Source organism: Streptomyces bauhiniae, assembly GCF_004784475.1.
In the GTDB taxonomy this organism is placed as follows: domain Bacteria; phylum Actinomycetota; class Actinomycetes; order Streptomycetales; family Streptomycetaceae; genus Streptomyces; species Streptomyces seoulensis.
Map to the genome: position 1 here is coordinate 115,038 of NZ_SRRT01000011.1, position 14,843 is coordinate 129,880.

The following is a 14,843-nucleotide window of genomic DNA, read 5'->3' on the forward strand; positions in this document are numbered from 1 at the left end:
CGCCGCGCTCCGATGCGTTACGACTCCCCGCTGGCCGCGGTGGGCAACACCCCTCTGGTGCGCCTGCCGCGGCTCTCGCCGTCCCCCGACGTCCGGATCTGGGCCAAGCTGGAGGACCGCAATCCGACCGGCTCGGTCAAGGACCGGCCCGCCCTGCACATGATCGAGCAGGCGGAGAAGGACGGCCGGCTCACCCCCGGCTGCACCATTCTGGAGCCCACCTCGGGCAACACCGGTATCTCGCTCGCCATGGCCGCCAAGCTCAAGGGCTACCGCATGGTGTGCGTGATGCCGGAGAACACCTCCCGCGAGCGCCGTGACCTGCTCGGCATGTGGGGCGCGGAGATCATCCCGTCCCCGGCGGCGGGCGGCTCCAACACCGCCGTCCGGGTCGCCAAGGAGCTGGCCGCCGAGCACCCGGACTGGGTGATGCTCTACCAGTACGGGAACCCCGACAACGCGGGCGCCCACTACTCCGGCACCGGCCCTGAGATCCTGGCCGACCTGCCCTCCGTCACCCACTTCGTGGCGGGTCTCGGCACCACCGGCACCCTGATGGGCGTCGGCCGCTACCTGCGTGAGCAGAAGCCGGACGTGAAGATCGTCGCCGCCGAGCCGCGCTACGACGACCTGGTGTACGGCCTGCGCAACCTCGACGAGGGCTTCGTGCCCGAGCTGTACGACGCCTCGGTGCTCACCACCCGGTTCTCCGTCGGCTCGGCGGACGCGGTGGCCCGTACCCGCGAACTCCTCCAGCAGGAGGGCATCTTCGCGGGCGTCTCCACCGGCGCGGTGCTGCACGCGGCGCTCGGGGTGGGGCGCAAGGCGGTCAAGGCGGGGGAGAGCGCCGACATCGTCTTCGTGGTCGCCGACGGCGGCTGGAAGTACCTCTCCACCGGGGTCTACACGGCGGCCACCACCGAAGAGGCCGTCGAGACCCTGCAGGGTCAGCTCTGGGCCTAGGGCTCCCCTAGGGGAAGCGCTCCCCTAGGGGAGCCGTTCGGGGCGGTCGTGCGTCACACCGGTACCAGTGGTGCCGGTGTCCCGGCCGGCCCCGGACGGAGAGGCGGACCCCATGCGCCGTACGACACCCCTCGCCCTCGCCGCGCTCGCGGCGGCCCTGCTGCTCGCGGGCTGCGGGACGCAAGGGAACGACGCGGGCCGGAGCGTGTCACCGAAGCCGTCCCGCGCAACGTGCGTGAGCGCGCTGAGGCTGACCGCCGCCGACTCCGGCCGTGACCTCTGCCTGGCCAAGGGCGGTGAGCTGCGGCTCGCCCTGGACGGCGACCAGGCCCACCCCTGGAAGCCGGTGGAGGCGAAGGGTGGCGCGCTGACCGCGATCAACTCCGGCTTCGTCCTCCAGCCGGGCGACGCGAACGCCGCGTACCGCGCGGACAAGCCCGGCACCGTCGAACTGACCTCGGCGCGCGACGCGGAGCACTGGCAGGTGACGGTCCAGGTCCGCTAGCCGGCGAGGTGCCGCACCCGGTCCCACAGGGCCGGGTCGACCTCGCCCACCCGGTGCCGGAGATCCCCTACGGGTACCTCGTGCAGCTCTCCGGGGTCGAGAAAGCGGGGCCCCTCGCCGAGGACACCGCCCGGCAGCGGAATCAGGTCCGGCCGCTCCTCCTCCGGGCGGCCGGTGATCCGGGCCACCGTGGCATGCCCGTCCCGTACCGCCAGCACCAGGCACGGCAGCGGCTCGGCCCACCAGATGTCACCGGCGCGCGGACGGCCCGTCAACTCCCCTGCCGCAGGCGGCCGTCGGCGGGCGCGGCGCTGCCGGTGGCCCCGTCCCCAGCCGTCCACCAGCGTGGCGACCAGGGCCAGCAGGAGCACCGCCACCAGCGCGAGCCACCAGGTCGTGTCCATGCGGAGGACGTTACCGGCGCGCGCCGGTGCCCGCGCGCCCTCGGCTGATCCCCATGCGCCCCCGGTCCAGCCGAACCGGTGACAGCACAGGTGAGTTCGCCCACAACGGCCCCTGGCGAAGGAGCGACCCGCGCTGTGGCGCCTTACGCTCGACGGACCGCACAACCCTGCCCTGCTGCTTCCCGACCCGCTTCTGTCCACGGAGGTTTCCGCTCCATGAAGCTCACCGTCGTCGGCTGCTCGGGGTCGTTCCCGTCCGCGGAATCGGCCTGTTCGAGCTACCTCGTCGAGGCCGACGGCTTCCGGCTGCTTCTCGACATGGGCAACGGCGCCCTGGGCGAGCTGCAGCGCCACATCGGTCTGTACGACCTCGACGCGATCTTCCTCAGCCATCTGCACGCCGATCACTGCATCGACATGTGCGCGTACTTCGTGGCGCGCTACTACCGGCACGAAGGCGGCCGCTGCGAGCCGATCCCGGTCTACGGCCCCGAGGGCACCGAGCACCGGCTGACCACGGCGTACGCCGACACGCCGTCCGCGTCCTCCATGAGCGAGGTCTTCGACTTCCACACGGTGAAGCCGTCCACCTTCGAGATCGGCCCCTTCACCGTGCACACCGAGCGGGTGCGGCACCCGGTCGAGGCGTACGCGATCCGGATCGAGCACGGCGGCAGGTCCCTGACGTACTCCGGGGACACCGGGGTCAGCGAGGCGCTGGACGAGCTGGCGCGGGACGCCGACCTGTTCCTGTGCGAGGCCGCCTTCACGCACGGCAAGGAGAACATCCCCGACCTGCACCTCAACGGGCGCGAGGCCGGGGAGACCGCCACCCGCGCGGGCGCCCGCATGCTGGTCCTCACCCACATCCCGCCGTGGACCGACCCCGAGGTCAACCTGGCCCACGCCCGCGAGACCTTCGCCGGCCCGGTGGAGCTGGCGGCGCCCGGCATGACGTACGAGCTGTAGCCCCGGAGCACGACGAAGGCCCCGGAACCTGGAGAGGTTCCGGGGCCTTCGCGCGTACGGCGGCCGGGTTACTTGGCCTCGGCCTTCTGGATCTCGGCCAGCTCCTCGTCGGACTCACGGCCCGGCGTGGGGAGGTTGAACTTGGTGATGGCGAAACGGAAGATCACGTAGTAGACGGCCGCGAAGCACAGGCCGACCAGGATGAGACCCAACGGGTTCGACGCGATGCCCCAGTTCAGGCCGAAGTCGACCAAGCCGGCCGAGAAGCCGAAGCCGTCCCGCATGCCCAGCGACCAGGTCAGCGCCAAGGACACACCGGTGAGCACAGCGTGGATCGCGTACAGCACCGGGGCGATGAACATGAAGGTGAACTCGATCGGCTCGGTGATGCCGGTGAGGAACGAGGTCAGCGCGAGGGAGAACATCATGCCGCCGACGACCTTGCGGCGCTCGGGGCGGGCGCAGTGCACGATCGCGAGGCAGGCGGCCGGGAGGCCGAACATCATGATCGGGAAGAAGCCGGTCATGAACTGGCCCGCGCTCGGGTCACCGGCCAGGAAGCGCGCGATGTCGCCGCTCTTGCCGTGGTACTCGCCCGCCTGGAACCACGGGAACGAGTTCAGCAGGTGGTGCATGCCGATCGGGATCAGCGCGCGGTTGGCGACACCGAAGATGCCGGCGCCCACGGCACCCGAGCCGACCAGCCACTCGCCGAAGTTGTGCAGGCCCGTGCCGAGCACCGGCCAGATGTAGCCGAACACGATGCCGATGAGCAGACCCGCGAGCGCGGAGAGGATCGGGACCAGACGCCGGCCGCCGAAGAAGCCGGCCCAGTCGGGCAGCTTGGTGCGGTAGAAGCGCTGGTAGAGCAGGGCGACCACGATGCCCATCACCACACCGCCGAGCACCTTGGCGTCCACCGGGGCGTTCACCATGACGACCTTGCCGTCGACGGCGGTGGCCACCTTCGGCAGGTTCTTGTCGGTGAACGTGGCCAGCACGTTCTTGAAGACCAGGTAGCCGACGACCGCGGCGAGCGCGGTGGAGCCGTCCGACTTCTTGGCGAAGCCGATGGCGATGCCCACCGCGAACAGCAGCGCCATGTTGTCCAGGATCGCGTTGCCGCCCGCGGCCATGAAGGAGGCGATCTTGGTCAGGAACGCCGGGTACGAGGGGTCGCCCAGCATGTCGTTGCTGCCGAGCCGCACCAGGAGGGCGGCGGCGGGGAGCACCGCGACCGGCAGCATCAGGCTGCGGCCGATCCGCTGCAGGACGCCCATCACCTTGGCGCCCCTCTTGTTCTCGGCCGGGGGCGCGGCGCTGGCCGTGGTCACAACTTCCTCCAGATGGGCAGGGCGCCGCCCTGGGACCATGGAAGGGGACGGCAGCGTCTGTGGTCTACACCACTTGTGGTGTAGACCTGTTGTAGCACGATGGCACGGATATAAGGAACCCGTGAAATAGCGATCGCGGGGCTACACGGAGTGCCGGAGGTGTGGGGGCCGGGGGGCGGTTTGGTGGGGTTCCCCTTGGTGGTGTAGACCAGTCTCCGGACGGTTCTCGTTCGGACCGGTTCGGACCAGGGAGATAGAACATGGCCACCAAGGCTGAGAAGATCGTCGCCGGGCTCGGCGGCATCGACAACATCGACGAGGTCGAGGGCTGCATCACCCGCCTGCGTACCGAGGTCCACGACCCGTCGCTCGTCGACGAGGCCGCCCTGAAGGCCGCCGGCGCGCACGGTGTCGTGAAGATGGGCACCGCCATCCAGGTCGTCATCGGCACCGACGCCGACCCGATCGCCGCGGACATCGAAGACATGATGTGAGCCGTCCGCTCACGCGGCGGCTCACCGGCACGAGGGGCTTCTTCCCATGGGGGAGGAGCCCCTCGCGTCACTCCCGATAGGCTCAGCCGCATGTCTCGCATCGACGGCCGCACCCCCGAACAGCTCCGCCCCGTCACCATCGAACGCGGCTGGAGCAAGCACGCCGAGGGCTCCGTCCTCGTCTCCTTCGGCGACACCAAGGTGTTCTGCACCGCCAGCGTCACCGAAGGCGTCCCCCGCTGGCGCAAGGGCAGCGGTGAGGGCTGGGTCACCGCCGAGTACTCCATGCTGCCCCGCGCCACCAACACCCGAGGCGACCGCGAGTCGGTCCGGGGCAAGATCGGCGGGCGTACGCACGAGATCTCCCGCCTCATCGGCCGCTCGCTGCGCGCCGTCATCGACTACAAGGCGCTCGGCGAGAACACCATCGTCCTGGACTGCGACGTGCTCCAGGCCGACGGCGGCACCCGCACCGCCGCCATCACCGGCGCCTACGTCGCCCTCGCCGACGCGATCGCCTGGGCGCAGCGCAAGAAGCTGATCAAGGCGGGCCGGCAGCCGCTCACCGGCACGGTCGGCGCCGTCTCGGTCGGCATCGTCGACGGCGTCCCGCTGCTCGACCTCTGCTACGAGGAAGACGTGCGCGCCGAGACCGACATGAACGTGGTCTGCACCGGCGACGGCCGCTTCGTCGAGATCCAGGGCACCGCCGAGGCCGAGCCCTTCGCCCGCGAGGAGCTGAACGCCCTGCTCGACCTGGGTGTGGCCGGCTGCGCCGAACTCACCGAGTTCCAGCGGGCCGCGCTCGCGCTGACCCTGCCCGAGTAGCACCGGCCGGGTAAAGGGAGCCCCAAAAAACCTGGGTATCCCCAGGCAACCCCGCCCCGGCGGACGGCGTCTTGGACGGTACGGGCGCGCGGCTCGATCCCGCGCGCCCGGCCAGCCGTACCTGGGGAGGGACACCGCATGGCCGCCGGCCGCCGACGCCGTACCACCGCCATCGCCGCGCTCGCGGCCGCCGCGCTCACCGTGGGCCTGACCACCGGCTGCGACGCCGTGAACAAGGCCCTGGACTGTGTGCAGACCGCCGACTCCATCGCGGACAGCGTCACCGACCTCCAGCAGGCCGTGGAGAACGCCGCCAACGACCCCGCGCAGGCCGACGCCTCGCTGGACTCCATAGAGCAGAACCTCGACCGCATCGGCGACCGCACGGACGACGCCGACGTCAACAAGGCGGTGGACGACCTGAATTCGGCCGTCTCCAACGTCCGGACCGCGATCAGGAACGGCGACAACACCCCCGACGTCCGCCCGGTCACGGACGCGGCCGGCGAACTCACCAAGGTCTGCACACCCTAGGGGTCAGCGCCCCTCGCGGCGGCCCCGGCGGAGTTCCTGGCGGGCCTCGCGGCGGTCCAGGCGGTCCTGGCGGCGCAGCTCCTTCAGCCGCTGCCGCTCGGCCCGGGTGAGCTTGCGCTCCACACCGACCCCGCCCCAGAACGCGAACCCGCTGATGATCACGCGCGGCGCCCCCGGATCGCCGGGCTCGTCCCGGTCCAGGTGCTCGAAGCCGCCCATGATGCCGATGCCGCGCACCACGACCTCGACCCCCGGCGGCACGATCACTTCCAGACCGCCCATGACGGCAACGCAGTTGATCTCGACCTCGCGGTCCGCGAAGAACGCCTCGCGCAGGTCGATCTCACCGCCGCCCATGAACGCGAAGCAGGAGAACTTCTTCGGCATCGTCCAGCGCCCCTTGCGCTGGAACCCGGACAGCACCGCCACCGCCCCGGTCGAGGTGCCCTCGCCGCCGACGATCCGGGACGCCCAACTCCCGTCGTCCACCGGCCGCTTGGTGAAGGACACCGGGGGAGCGGCGGCCGGGGCGGCCGGGAGGTCGCGGGTCAGCGGGGCCAGCTCGCCGTAGGTGCGGGCCTTGTACGCCGACTCCAGCCGCTCCTCGAACTCCGCCATGTCCAGGCGGCCTTCGGCCAGGCCGTCGCGGAGGATCTCGGCGACCCGCTCCCGGTCGGCGTCGGAGGCGCGGAGGTCCGGCACGGGACCGGGGGAACGGCGGTCCGGGGCAGCGTCGTCGGTCATGACAGCAGACTACGAGACGGCCTTCTCCGCGTACATCTTGGCGATGACCGCCTCGATGTCGGGTTCCCGGACGGAGAGGTCCACCAGCGGGTAGGCGGCCGCGAGTTGGGCCACCAGGGGTGCCGCCGACTGTCCGGCCGGGAACGCCAGCCACTGCCGGGGCCCCTCCACCCGCACCACCCGCGCCGAGGGCACCTCGACCGGCGGCAGCTCCCGCTCCAGGTCCACCACCAGCGTCCGCTCGCCGTCCCCGGCCGCGTGCAGCCCGGTCAGCGAACCGTCGTACACCAGGCGGCCGTGGTCGATCACCATCACCCGCGAGCACAACTGCTCGATGTCCTGCAGGTCATGGGTGGTGAGCAGGACGGTGGTGCCGCGCTCGGCGTTCAGCTCCTTCAGGAAGCCGCGCACCTTGGCCTTGGAGACGACGTCCAGGCCGATCGTCGGCTCGTCCAGGTACAGCACCTCCGGGTCGTGCAGCAGGGCCGCCGCGATGTCGCCGCGCATCCGCTGGCCGAGCGAGAGCTGGCGTACGGGGACGTCCAACAGGTCGCCCAGTTCCAGCAGTTCGACACAGCGGGCCAGGTTCTCCCGGTACCGGGCGTCCGGAATCCGGTACATGCGGTGCGCCAGGCGGTAGGAGTCGATCAGGGGCAGGTCCCACCAGAGAGTCGTCCGCTGGCCGAACACCACCCCGATCCGGGACGCCAGCCGGGTCCGCTCCCGCGAGGGGTCGATCCCGGCCACCCGGAGCCGGCCCGAGGACGGGGTGAGGATGCCGGTCAGCATCTTGATCGTGGTCGACTTGCCCGCGCCGTTCGGCCCGATGTAGCCGACCATCTCGCCGCGTGCCACGGTGAACGAGATCGAGTCCACCGCCCGCACCTCGCGCCGCTCCCGCTTGAGGAACCCGGTCTTCTTGCGCACCTCGAAGACCTTGCCGACCTTCTCCAGCGCGATGAACCCCTCGCCGTCCGCCATCAGTTCAGCTCCCCGTGCTCCGGTACGAACGCAGTCCCGCCCGCCAGGCCAGCCCGGCGAGCGCACAGCAGGCCAGCGCCACCAGCGGGGAGACGAACGCCGTCCACCCCGGCAGCCCCAGCGGATACGGGCGCCCCAGCACATAGGCGGCGGGCACCCAGTTGACGAAGGCCAGCGGCAGCACGAAGGTCACCCCGCGCACCAGCTCCTCGGTGAACACCGCGGGCGGGTACTGGAGCAGGGTCGTACCGCCGTAGGTGAAGGCGTTCTGCACCTCCGAGGCGTCCTGGGCGAGGAACTGGAAGGCCGCGCCCGCCACGAAGACCGCGCAGAAGATCCCGCAGCCGCCCGCGATCATCACCGGCATCAGCAGCAGCTTCAGTGGCGTCCAGTCCACGTCCAGCCGGCTCAGTGACCAGCCCAGCACCAGCGCGCCCTGGGTCACCCGGCCCAGCCTGCGCAGCGCGAACCGGTCCGCCGCGACCTGCGCCAGCACCGGCGCCGGACGCACCAGCAGGGTGTCCAGCGTGCCGTCCCGCACCCGGCGCCCCAGCCGGTCCATAGACCCGATCAGCAGGTCCGCCATGCCGAACGCCACCGCCGACAGCCCGTACAGGAACGCCACCTCCGGCAGCGACCCGCCCGCCAGGGAGTCCACGCGGGAGAACATCAGCATGATCGCGACGAAGTCGAGGAAGGTCGCCGCGAAGTTGCCGAGTGTGTTCATCACGAACGACGCCCGGTACGCCATCGTGGAGCGCACCCACATCCCGGCGATCAGCCCGTACGCCCGCACACCCTCGCGGACCCGGCCGTACTCAGCCACCCTGGACCACCACCCGACGGGTCGCCGTCGACTGCAGCAGGCGCCCCGCGCCCAGCAGCGCCACCGCCCACCCGGCCTGGAACAGCCAGACACCCAGCGGGTCCGCCCGGCCCAGCAGCACGTCCGCCGGGGCCTGGAGCAGCGCCGACCAGGGCAGCGCCCGCACGACCTCGCCGAACGTGCCCGGGAAGACGTTCAGCGGGAGCAGCATCCCGGAGCAGAAGGTCCCCGCCAGCCACGCGATCCGGGAGATCCCCGAGCCGTCCAGCAGCCAGAAGGTGCTCAGCGCCAGCAGGTACCGGATGCCGAAGCCGACCAGCACCGCCAGGGCCAGCGTCACCAGCAGCGCCAGCCAGGTGCCCGCGTCCGAGGGCAGGTAGGCGGGGAAGCAGAGCATGCCGAAGAGGAAGGGCAGCACCCCGCGCCCGAGAAGCTGGAAACAGGCCCGGCCCAGGTCGGCCGCGAGCCACCACAGTTGCAGGTCGGCCGGCCGGTACAGATCCACCGCCACGTCACCCGTACGGATGCGCTCCATCAACTCTTCCTCGGCGCCCCCGCCGCCGATCGCCAGCGTGGAGAGCAGGGCCTGCCCGAGCCATACGTAGGTCACGGCCTGCGCCTGGTCATATCCGCCCAAGTGCGGACGGGCGTCCCACAGGGCACGGTAGGTGCAGACGATGATCAGTCCGAAGACGGTATTGGTGAACACCCCTGCCGCCGTGGCCGCGCGGTAGGTCGCGTACCGTCTGAATCCCCCTGCCGCGACGGCCACGTACAACCGTCCAGCGCCCACGCCGGTCCACCTCCTCGGACTGCTCGACACCGAAGCGCAGGAGCCTAGCCCCCGGCCCCCGCGAACGGCCACGCGTTTTCCGTGACCGAAGCGTGCCGGAATCCGGGAACGGTTCACCAGGTGCGAGAGTCTTCAACCAGGGGGCGCAGAAGGCGTACGAGGCGTACGGGAACGTACGACGAAACAGGAGTCCGTGCACGACATGAGCGACGAGCCGCAGCCGCAGCAGCCGAACGAGGGCGGGGCGCCGGAAGAACCTCAGCCGGCTGAGGGGCCCGCAGCAGCGGAACCGCAGGCGAAACCGGCGAAGAGTCCGGCCGACCGCGCGCCGGCGGAGACCGGGCCGGAGAGCGCCCCCGTGCGCGACTCCGCGACCCCGAACGCCCCCCGGCCGACGGGACCTTCGGCGACGGGATCTCCGGCCACGGGTTCTCCGGCCACGGGCGGTAAGCCCGGCGCGGAGAAGCCGGACGAGGGTGCCAAGGCCGCCCCGAGCGCTCCGGCCGCGAAGGAGGCCGGCGATGCCTCCAAGGGCGCGCCTGCCGTGCCCGCGCAGTCCGGCGCCAAGGAGGCCCCGGCGGCGAAGGCCCCGGCCGCCAAGAGCCCGGCGGCGGACACTCCGCCCGCCGAGAGCACCCAGGTGCTGCGCCGGGTCAGCGCCCCCACCGGGTCCGCGAAGCCCCGTACCGGCGGTGCCAGGCCGGAGCAGGCGCCCGAGAGCACCCAGGTGCTCCGGCGCGTCAAGGCCGACCAGCCGCCGCCCGCCGAGAGCACGCAGGTGCTGCGCCGGGTCAACGCGCCCCGGTCCGGCGACACCCCCAAGCTCCCCGTCCCCCCGGCCGCCGCGGCCTCCGCGGCCGGAGCCGGGGCCACCAGCGTCCTGCCCCGCACCCCGTCCGAGCCCACCGCGACCCCGCAGGCGAGCGGCAACGGCAGCGACGGCGGCGAGGGCGGCGGTACCGGTGACGGCGGCGGCAAGAAGCCCAAGCGTCCCCAGCGCACCGGCTGGCGGCGGATCTTCCCCACCTGGCGGATGGTGCTCGGCACCTTCGTGCTGGGCGTGCTGGTGATCATCGGTCTGCTGTTCCTCGGCTACTCGATGGTCCAGATCCCGGCCGCCAACGCCCTGGCCACCAAGCAGGCCACCGTCTACCTGTACGCCGACGGCTCCCAGCTCGCCCGTGACGGCGAGGTCAACCGCGAGAACGTGGGCCTCGCCCAGATCGCCAAGCCCGCCCAGCACGCCATCCTGGCCGCCGAGGACCGCGACTTCTACACCGAGTCCGCCGTCGACCCCAAGGCGATGCTCCGCGCGGGCTGGAACACCGCCCTCGGCAAGGGCAAGCAGTCCGGCTCCACCATCACCCAGCAGTACGTGAAGAACTACTACCTGGCCCAGGAGCAGACGGTCACCCGCAAGGCCAAGGAGTTCTTCATCTCGATCAAGCTGGACCGGGAGAAGTCGAAGAACGAGATCCTCGAGGGCTACCTCAACACCAGCTACTTCGGCCGCAACGCCTACGGCATCCAGGCCGCCGCCCAGGCGTACTACGGCGTCGACGCGATCGACCTCGACCCGGCCCGCGCCGCCTACCTCGCCGCGCTGGTCAACGCGCCCAGCGAGTACGACGTGGTCGCCCACCCCGAGAACAAGCCGGCCGCGCTCGCCCGCTGGAACTACGTGCTGGACGGCATGGTCGCCAAGGGCTGGCTCAGCCAGTCCGACCGCACCGGGATGAAGTTCCCGATGCCCAAGGAGCAGACCGTCTCCACCGGCATGTCCGGCCAGCGCGGCTACCTGGTCGAGGCCGTCAAGCAGTATCTGGTCGGCCACGACATCCTCACCAAGGACCAGCTCGCCACCGGTGGTTACCGGATCACGACCACCATCCAGAAGCCCAAGCAGGACGCCTTCGTGAAGGCCGTCGACGACCAGCTCATCTCCAAGCTGGACAAGAAGAACCGCAAGGCCGACACCTACGTCCGCGCGGGCGGCGCCTCGATCGACCCGAAGACCGGCAAGATCGTCGCGATGTACGGCGGCATCGACTACGTGCAGCAGTTCACCAACGGCGCGACGCGGGGCGACTACCAGGTCGGCTCCACCTTCAAGCCGTTCGTGTTCACCTCGGCCGTGCAGAACTCCTCCAGCACGCAGGACGGCCAGCGCATCACGCCCAACGCGTACTACGACGGCACCAACATGCGTCCCGTGCAGGGCTGGTCCGGCGGCCGGTACGCGCCGGAGAACGAGGACCAGAAGTCGTACGGCCAGATCACCGTCCGCAAGGCCACCGACCTGTCCGTCAACGCGGTGTACGCGCAGATGGCCGCCGACGTCACCGGTGACAAGGTCAAGCAGACCGCGGTCGACCTCGGCATCCCGGCCGACACCCCCGACCTCTACCCGTCCCCGTCCATCGCGCTCGGCACCGCCACCGCGAGCGTGCTGGAGATGACCGAGGCGTACGCCACCCTGGCCAACCACGGCCGGCACGGCACGTACACGATCATCGAGAAGATCAGCAAGGACAACGTCCCGGTCGACCTGCCCGGCAGGCAGACCAACCAGGCCGTCACCCGCGAGGCCGCCGACACCACCACCTCGGTGCTGAAGAGCGTGGTCGAGGGCGGTACGGCCACGGCCGCGCAGGCCGCCGGCCGTCCGGCCGCGGGCAAGACCGGCACCGCCGAGGAGGACACCGCCGCCTGGTTCGCGGGCTACACCCCCGACCTCGCCACGGTCGTCTCCGTGATGGGCCAGGACCCGGTCACCGCCAAGCACAAGCCGCTGTACGGCGCCCTCGGCGTGGCCCGGATGAACGGTGGCGGTCCGCCCACCGAGATCTGGGCGCAGTACACGCGGGACGCGCTGCGCGGCAAGCCCGCCGCGAGCTTCGACCTGGAGCTGCAGGCCGGTGCCGACGTGGTCGCGCCCAGCACCCGCCCCTCCAGCTCGCCCGGCACCGACGCGGGCCAGGACAACGGCGGTACCACCGGCACCCCGAGCCAGGGCACCACGCCCACCGACGGCGGCCAGGGCAACGGCGGCAGCACCCCCTCCCAGGGCACCACCCCGGCCGACCCGACCACGGGCGGCGGCGGTGACACCACCGACGGCGGCGCCGGCGGCGGCCCGGCCACCACCAACGGCGGGGCCACGGACGGGGGCGCCACCGGTGGCGGCCCTGGCGGCCAGCCCGGTACGGGCGGCACGGGCGGCGGCGCCGACCCCGGCACCACCGGTCTGCCCGGCGGCTTCATCGCCCCGCAGACGGCCCGGCGCCAGTAGGAGCGAACACGGGAAGGGGGCTGACGACCACGGTCGTCAGCCCCCTTCCCGCATGTTCCGACGGCGGCTCAGAGATACAGCCCGGTGGAGTCCTCCGACCCCTCGAACCGGTCCGCGGCCACCGCGTGCAGGTCCCGCTCGCGCATCAGCACGTAGGCCACGCCCCGGACCTCGACCTCGGCCAGGTCCTCCGGGTCGAACAGGACCCGGTCGCCGGGCTCCACGGTACGGACGTTCTGCCCGACCGCGACGACCGCGGCCCAGGCCAGCCGGCGCCCGACCGCCGCCGTCGCGGGGATCAGGATGCCGCCGCCCGAACGGCGCTCGCCCTCACCGGTCTCCTGCCGCACCAACACCCGGTCGTGCAGCATCCGGATGGGCAGCTTGTCGTGCGGGGAGGTGCTCTGCTCGTCTCTGTTGGCGCTCACGCCCCCGAACCTACCTGCCCGCGCGGCGCGGACACGCCTCCGGGTCACCACGGCTCCCCGCCCTGGCGACCCGGTCGCGGAAGTCGTCCGTACTAGCGCCGGCGGCGGTGCCTGCGCTTGCGCGAGCCCGCGACGATCAGGCCGACCGTCCCGGCGACGATGAGCGCGGCGGGCACGATGCGCTCCTTGCGGGGCGCGCCGTCGTCGTCCACGAACTGGTCCCGTACCTCGGTCATCACGCGGTTGACCTGCACGTACGCCCGTCCGAAGACCCGGTCGACGCCGGCGACGGCCTTCGCCTTGGCATCCCCGACGATCGTCTTCGGGTGCACCCGCACCCCGATCTCGTCGAGCGTCTCGGCCAGCACAGCACGACGGCGCTTGATGTCCGCCTCGATCTGCGCCGGTGTTCTGGTGTCCGACGTCTCCGCCACCGTACGGCCTCCGAAATCTCCTGATGCTGTTCCGAACAGTCTGTCAGCTCCACGCCACACCGCACGGCAGGGGCACCCGGTTAGGCTGGCCGGATGAGCGAGCGACTTGAGCCTGGGGACGTTGCCCCCGCCTTCACCCTGCCCGACGCCGACGGCAACGAGGTGTCCCTGTCGGACCACAAGGGCCGCAAGACCATCGTGTACTTCTACCCCGCGGCTCTTACCCCCGGCTGCACCAAGCAGGCGTGCGACTTCACCGACAACCTCGCCCTGCTGACCGGCGCCGGGTACGACGTCATCGGCATCTCACCCGACAAGCCGGAGAAGCTGGCCAAGTTCCGCGAGCAGGAGGACCTGAAGGTCACCCTCCTCGCCGACCCGGAGAAGAAGGTGCTTGAGGCGTACGGCGCCTTCGGCGAGAAGAAGCTGTACGGCAAGACCGTCACCGGCGTCATCCGCTCCACGGTCGTCGTGGACGAGGACGGCAAGGTCGAGCGCGCGCTGTACAACGTCAAGGCCACCGGCCACGTGGCGAAGATCATCAAGGATCTGGGCATCTGAAGCCGCCGCCCGGCCGCTAGCATGGCCGGGCAGCAGCAGGCGGCCGTGGTGGAATTGGCAGTCACGCTGGGTTTAGGTCCCAGTGGGGTAACTCCCGTGAGGGTTCGAGTCCCTCCGGCCGCACCAGCATGCAGAGGCAGGGCTCAGCCCAGCAGCTCCCGCACCACCGGGACCAGGGCCCGGAACGCCTTCCCACGATGGCTGATGGCGTTCTTCTCGTCCGCGCTCAGCTCCGCGCAGGTACGGCTCTCGCCCTCCGGCTGGAGGATCGGGTCGTACCCGAAGCCGCCGTTCCCCGCCGGGGCCTGCCGCAGGGTGCCGCAGAGCTGTCCCTCCACCACCCGCTCGGTGCCGTCCGGCAGTGCCAGCGCGGCCGCGCAGGCGAAGTGGGCGCCCCGGTGCTCGTCCGCGATGTCGGAGAGCTGGGCGAGCAGCAGGTCGAGGTTGGCGGTGTCGTCGCCGTGCCGGCCGGCCCAGCGGGCGGAGAAGATGCCGGGGGCGCCGTTCAGCACGTCGACGCAGAGCCCGGAGTCGTCGGCGACGGCCGGAAGCCCGGTGGCCCGGGCGAGCGCGTGCGCCTTCAGCAGGGCGTTCTCCGCGAAGGTGACGCCGGTTTCCTTGACGTCCGGGATCTCGGGGAAGGCGTCGGCACCGATCAGCTCGTGCGGCAGCCCGGCGTCGGCCAGGATGGCCCTCAGCTCGGTGATCTTTCCGGCGTTACGGGTGGCGAGGATCAAGCGGGTCATGGGGGCC

At 71.4% G+C, this 14,843-nt stretch carries 17 protein-coding genes and 1 tRNA gene; 9 read left to right on the plus strand and 9 right to left on the minus strand.

Annotation, left to right across the window (positions count from 1 at the left end; genetic code table 11):
• Positions 1-12 precede the first annotated feature (12 nt).
• Positions 13-963 carry a PLP-dependent cysteine synthase family protein gene (locus tag E5083_RS29660; protein ID WP_031182604.1) on the plus strand — a complete coding sequence of 317 codons (951 nt, stop codon included), beginning with the start codon at positions 13-15 and terminating at the stop codon, positions 961-963.
• A gap of 112 nt (positions 964-1,075) precedes the next feature.
• Positions 1,076-1,468, plus strand: coding sequence for a hypothetical protein (locus tag E5083_RS29665; RefSeq protein WP_135788756.1), 393 nt, complete (start codon positions 1,076-1,078; stop codon positions 1,466-1,468).
• Here E5083_RS29665 and E5083_RS29670 read toward each other — a convergent pair.
• Positions 1,465-1,872: a type II toxin-antitoxin system PemK/MazF family toxin gene (locus E5083_RS29670; RefSeq protein WP_135788757.1), complete on the minus strand. Its 408-nt coding sequence runs from the start codon at positions 1,870-1,872 to the stop codon at positions 1,465-1,467. The two genes, E5083_RS29665 and E5083_RS29670, sit on opposite strands and share 4 nt — an antisense overlap.
• Before the next feature lie 216 nt (positions 1,873-2,088).
• On the opposite strand from E5083_RS29670, the gene E5083_RS29675 reads away from it, so the two are divergent.
• Positions 2,089-2,841, plus strand: coding sequence for an MBL fold metallo-hydrolase (locus E5083_RS29675; protein WP_135788758.1), 753 nt, complete (start codon positions 2,089-2,091; stop codon positions 2,839-2,841).
• Positions 2,842-2,909: 68 nt separating this feature from the next.
• Here E5083_RS29675 and E5083_RS29680 read toward each other — a convergent pair whose 3' ends face one another.
• On the minus strand, positions 2,910-4,175 hold the full coding sequence (locus E5083_RS29680) for a PTS transporter subunit EIIC (protein ID WP_135788759.1): 1,266 nt from the start codon (positions 4,173-4,175) through the stop codon (positions 2,910-2,912).
• A gap of 260 nt (positions 4,176-4,435) precedes the next feature.
• On the opposite strand from E5083_RS29680, the gene E5083_RS29685 reads away from it, so the two are divergent.
• The 3 genes from E5083_RS29685 to E5083_RS29695 all read left to right on the plus strand — a co-directional run bounded on the left by E5083_RS29685 (position 4,436) and on the right by E5083_RS29695 (position 6,031).
• Positions 4,436-4,669: a PTS sugar transporter subunit IIB gene (locus E5083_RS29685; RefSeq protein ID WP_135788760.1), complete on the plus strand. Its 234-nt coding sequence runs from the start codon at positions 4,436-4,438 to the stop codon at positions 4,667-4,669.
• 90 nt (positions 4,670-4,759) lie between these two features.
• A complete protein-coding gene (rph, locus tag E5083_RS29690; RefSeq protein ID WP_135788761.1) occupies positions 4,760-5,497 on the plus strand; it encodes a ribonuclease PH in 738 nt (245 codons plus the stop codon).
• 138 nt (positions 5,498-5,635) lie between these two features.
• On the plus strand, positions 5,636-6,031 hold the full coding sequence (locus E5083_RS29695; protein ID WP_135788762.1) for a prefoldin domain-containing protein: 396 nt from the start codon (positions 5,636-5,638) through the stop codon (positions 6,029-6,031).
• Positions 6,032-6,034: 3 nt separating this feature from the next.
• Here the strand turns inward: E5083_RS29695 and E5083_RS29700 are convergent, their stop codons facing one another.
• The 4 genes from E5083_RS29700 to E5083_RS29715 are packed head-to-tail and all read right to left on the minus strand — an operon-like array spanning position 6,035 to position 9,375.
• The gene (locus tag E5083_RS29700; protein ID WP_135788763.1) at positions 6,035-6,775 is read right to left on the minus strand and encodes a DUF1707 SHOCT-like domain-containing protein; all 741 of its coding nucleotides are present in this window, start codon (positions 6,773-6,775) and stop codon (positions 6,035-6,037) included.
• 9 nt (positions 6,776-6,784) lie between these two features.
• A complete protein-coding gene (locus tag E5083_RS29705) occupies positions 6,785-7,756 on the minus strand; it encodes an ABC transporter ATP-binding protein (protein WP_135788764.1) in 972 nt (323 codons plus the stop codon).
• A gap of 4 nt (positions 7,757-7,760) precedes the next feature.
• Positions 7,761-8,525, minus strand: coding sequence for an ABC transporter permease (locus E5083_RS29710; RefSeq protein ID WP_135788790.1), 765 nt, complete (start codon positions 8,523-8,525; stop codon positions 7,761-7,763).
• Between the two features lie 49 nt (positions 8,526-8,574).
• Complete coding sequence (locus E5083_RS29715) at positions 8,575-9,375, minus strand: ABC transporter permease (protein WP_135788765.1); 801 nt, start codon at positions 9,373-9,375, stop codon at positions 8,575-8,577.
• 1,033 nt (positions 9,376-10,408) lie between these two features.
• Here E5083_RS29715 and E5083_RS29720 point away from each other — a divergent pair.
• The gene (locus tag E5083_RS29720; protein WP_244317692.1) at positions 10,409-12,667 is read left to right on the plus strand and encodes a transglycosylase domain-containing protein; all 2,259 of its coding nucleotides are present in this window, start codon (positions 10,409-10,411) and stop codon (positions 12,665-12,667) included.
• Between the two features lie 68 nt (positions 12,668-12,735).
• On the opposite strand, the gene E5083_RS29725 is transcribed toward E5083_RS29720, so the two are convergent.
• Together E5083_RS29725 and E5083_RS29730 are read right to left on the minus strand one after the other, a co-directional pair.
• Positions 12,736-13,038: a GroES family chaperonin gene (locus E5083_RS29725; RefSeq protein WP_135788791.1), complete on the minus strand. Its 303-nt coding sequence runs from the start codon at positions 13,036-13,038 to the stop codon at positions 12,736-12,738.
• A gap of 149 nt (positions 13,039-13,187) precedes the next feature.
• Positions 13,188-13,529, minus strand: a complete 342-nt coding sequence (locus tag E5083_RS29730) for a DUF3618 domain-containing protein (RefSeq protein ID WP_135788766.1) — start codon at positions 13,527-13,529, stop codon at positions 13,188-13,190.
• A 93-nt stretch (positions 13,530-13,622) separates the two neighbouring features.
• On the opposite strand from E5083_RS29730, the gene bcp reads away from it, so the two are divergent.
• Both bcp and E5083_RS29740 read left to right on the plus strand, forming a co-directional pair.
• The gene (gene bcp, locus E5083_RS29735) at positions 13,623-14,090 is read left to right on the plus strand and encodes a thioredoxin-dependent thiol peroxidase (protein WP_135788767.1); all 468 of its coding nucleotides are present in this window, start codon (positions 13,623-13,625) and stop codon (positions 14,088-14,090) included.
• A gap of 39 nt (positions 14,091-14,129) precedes the next feature.
• A tRNA-Leu gene (locus E5083_RS29740) sits at positions 14,130-14,216 on the plus strand.
• A 17-nt stretch (positions 14,217-14,233) separates the two neighbouring features.
• On the opposite strand, the gene rdgB is transcribed toward E5083_RS29740, so the two are convergent.
• On the minus strand, positions 14,234-14,836 hold the full coding sequence (gene rdgB, locus E5083_RS29745) for an RdgB/HAM1 family non-canonical purine NTP pyrophosphatase (RefSeq protein ID WP_135788768.1): 603 nt from the start codon (positions 14,834-14,836) through the stop codon (positions 14,234-14,236).
• Between the last annotated feature and the right edge of the window lie 7 nt (positions 14,837-14,843).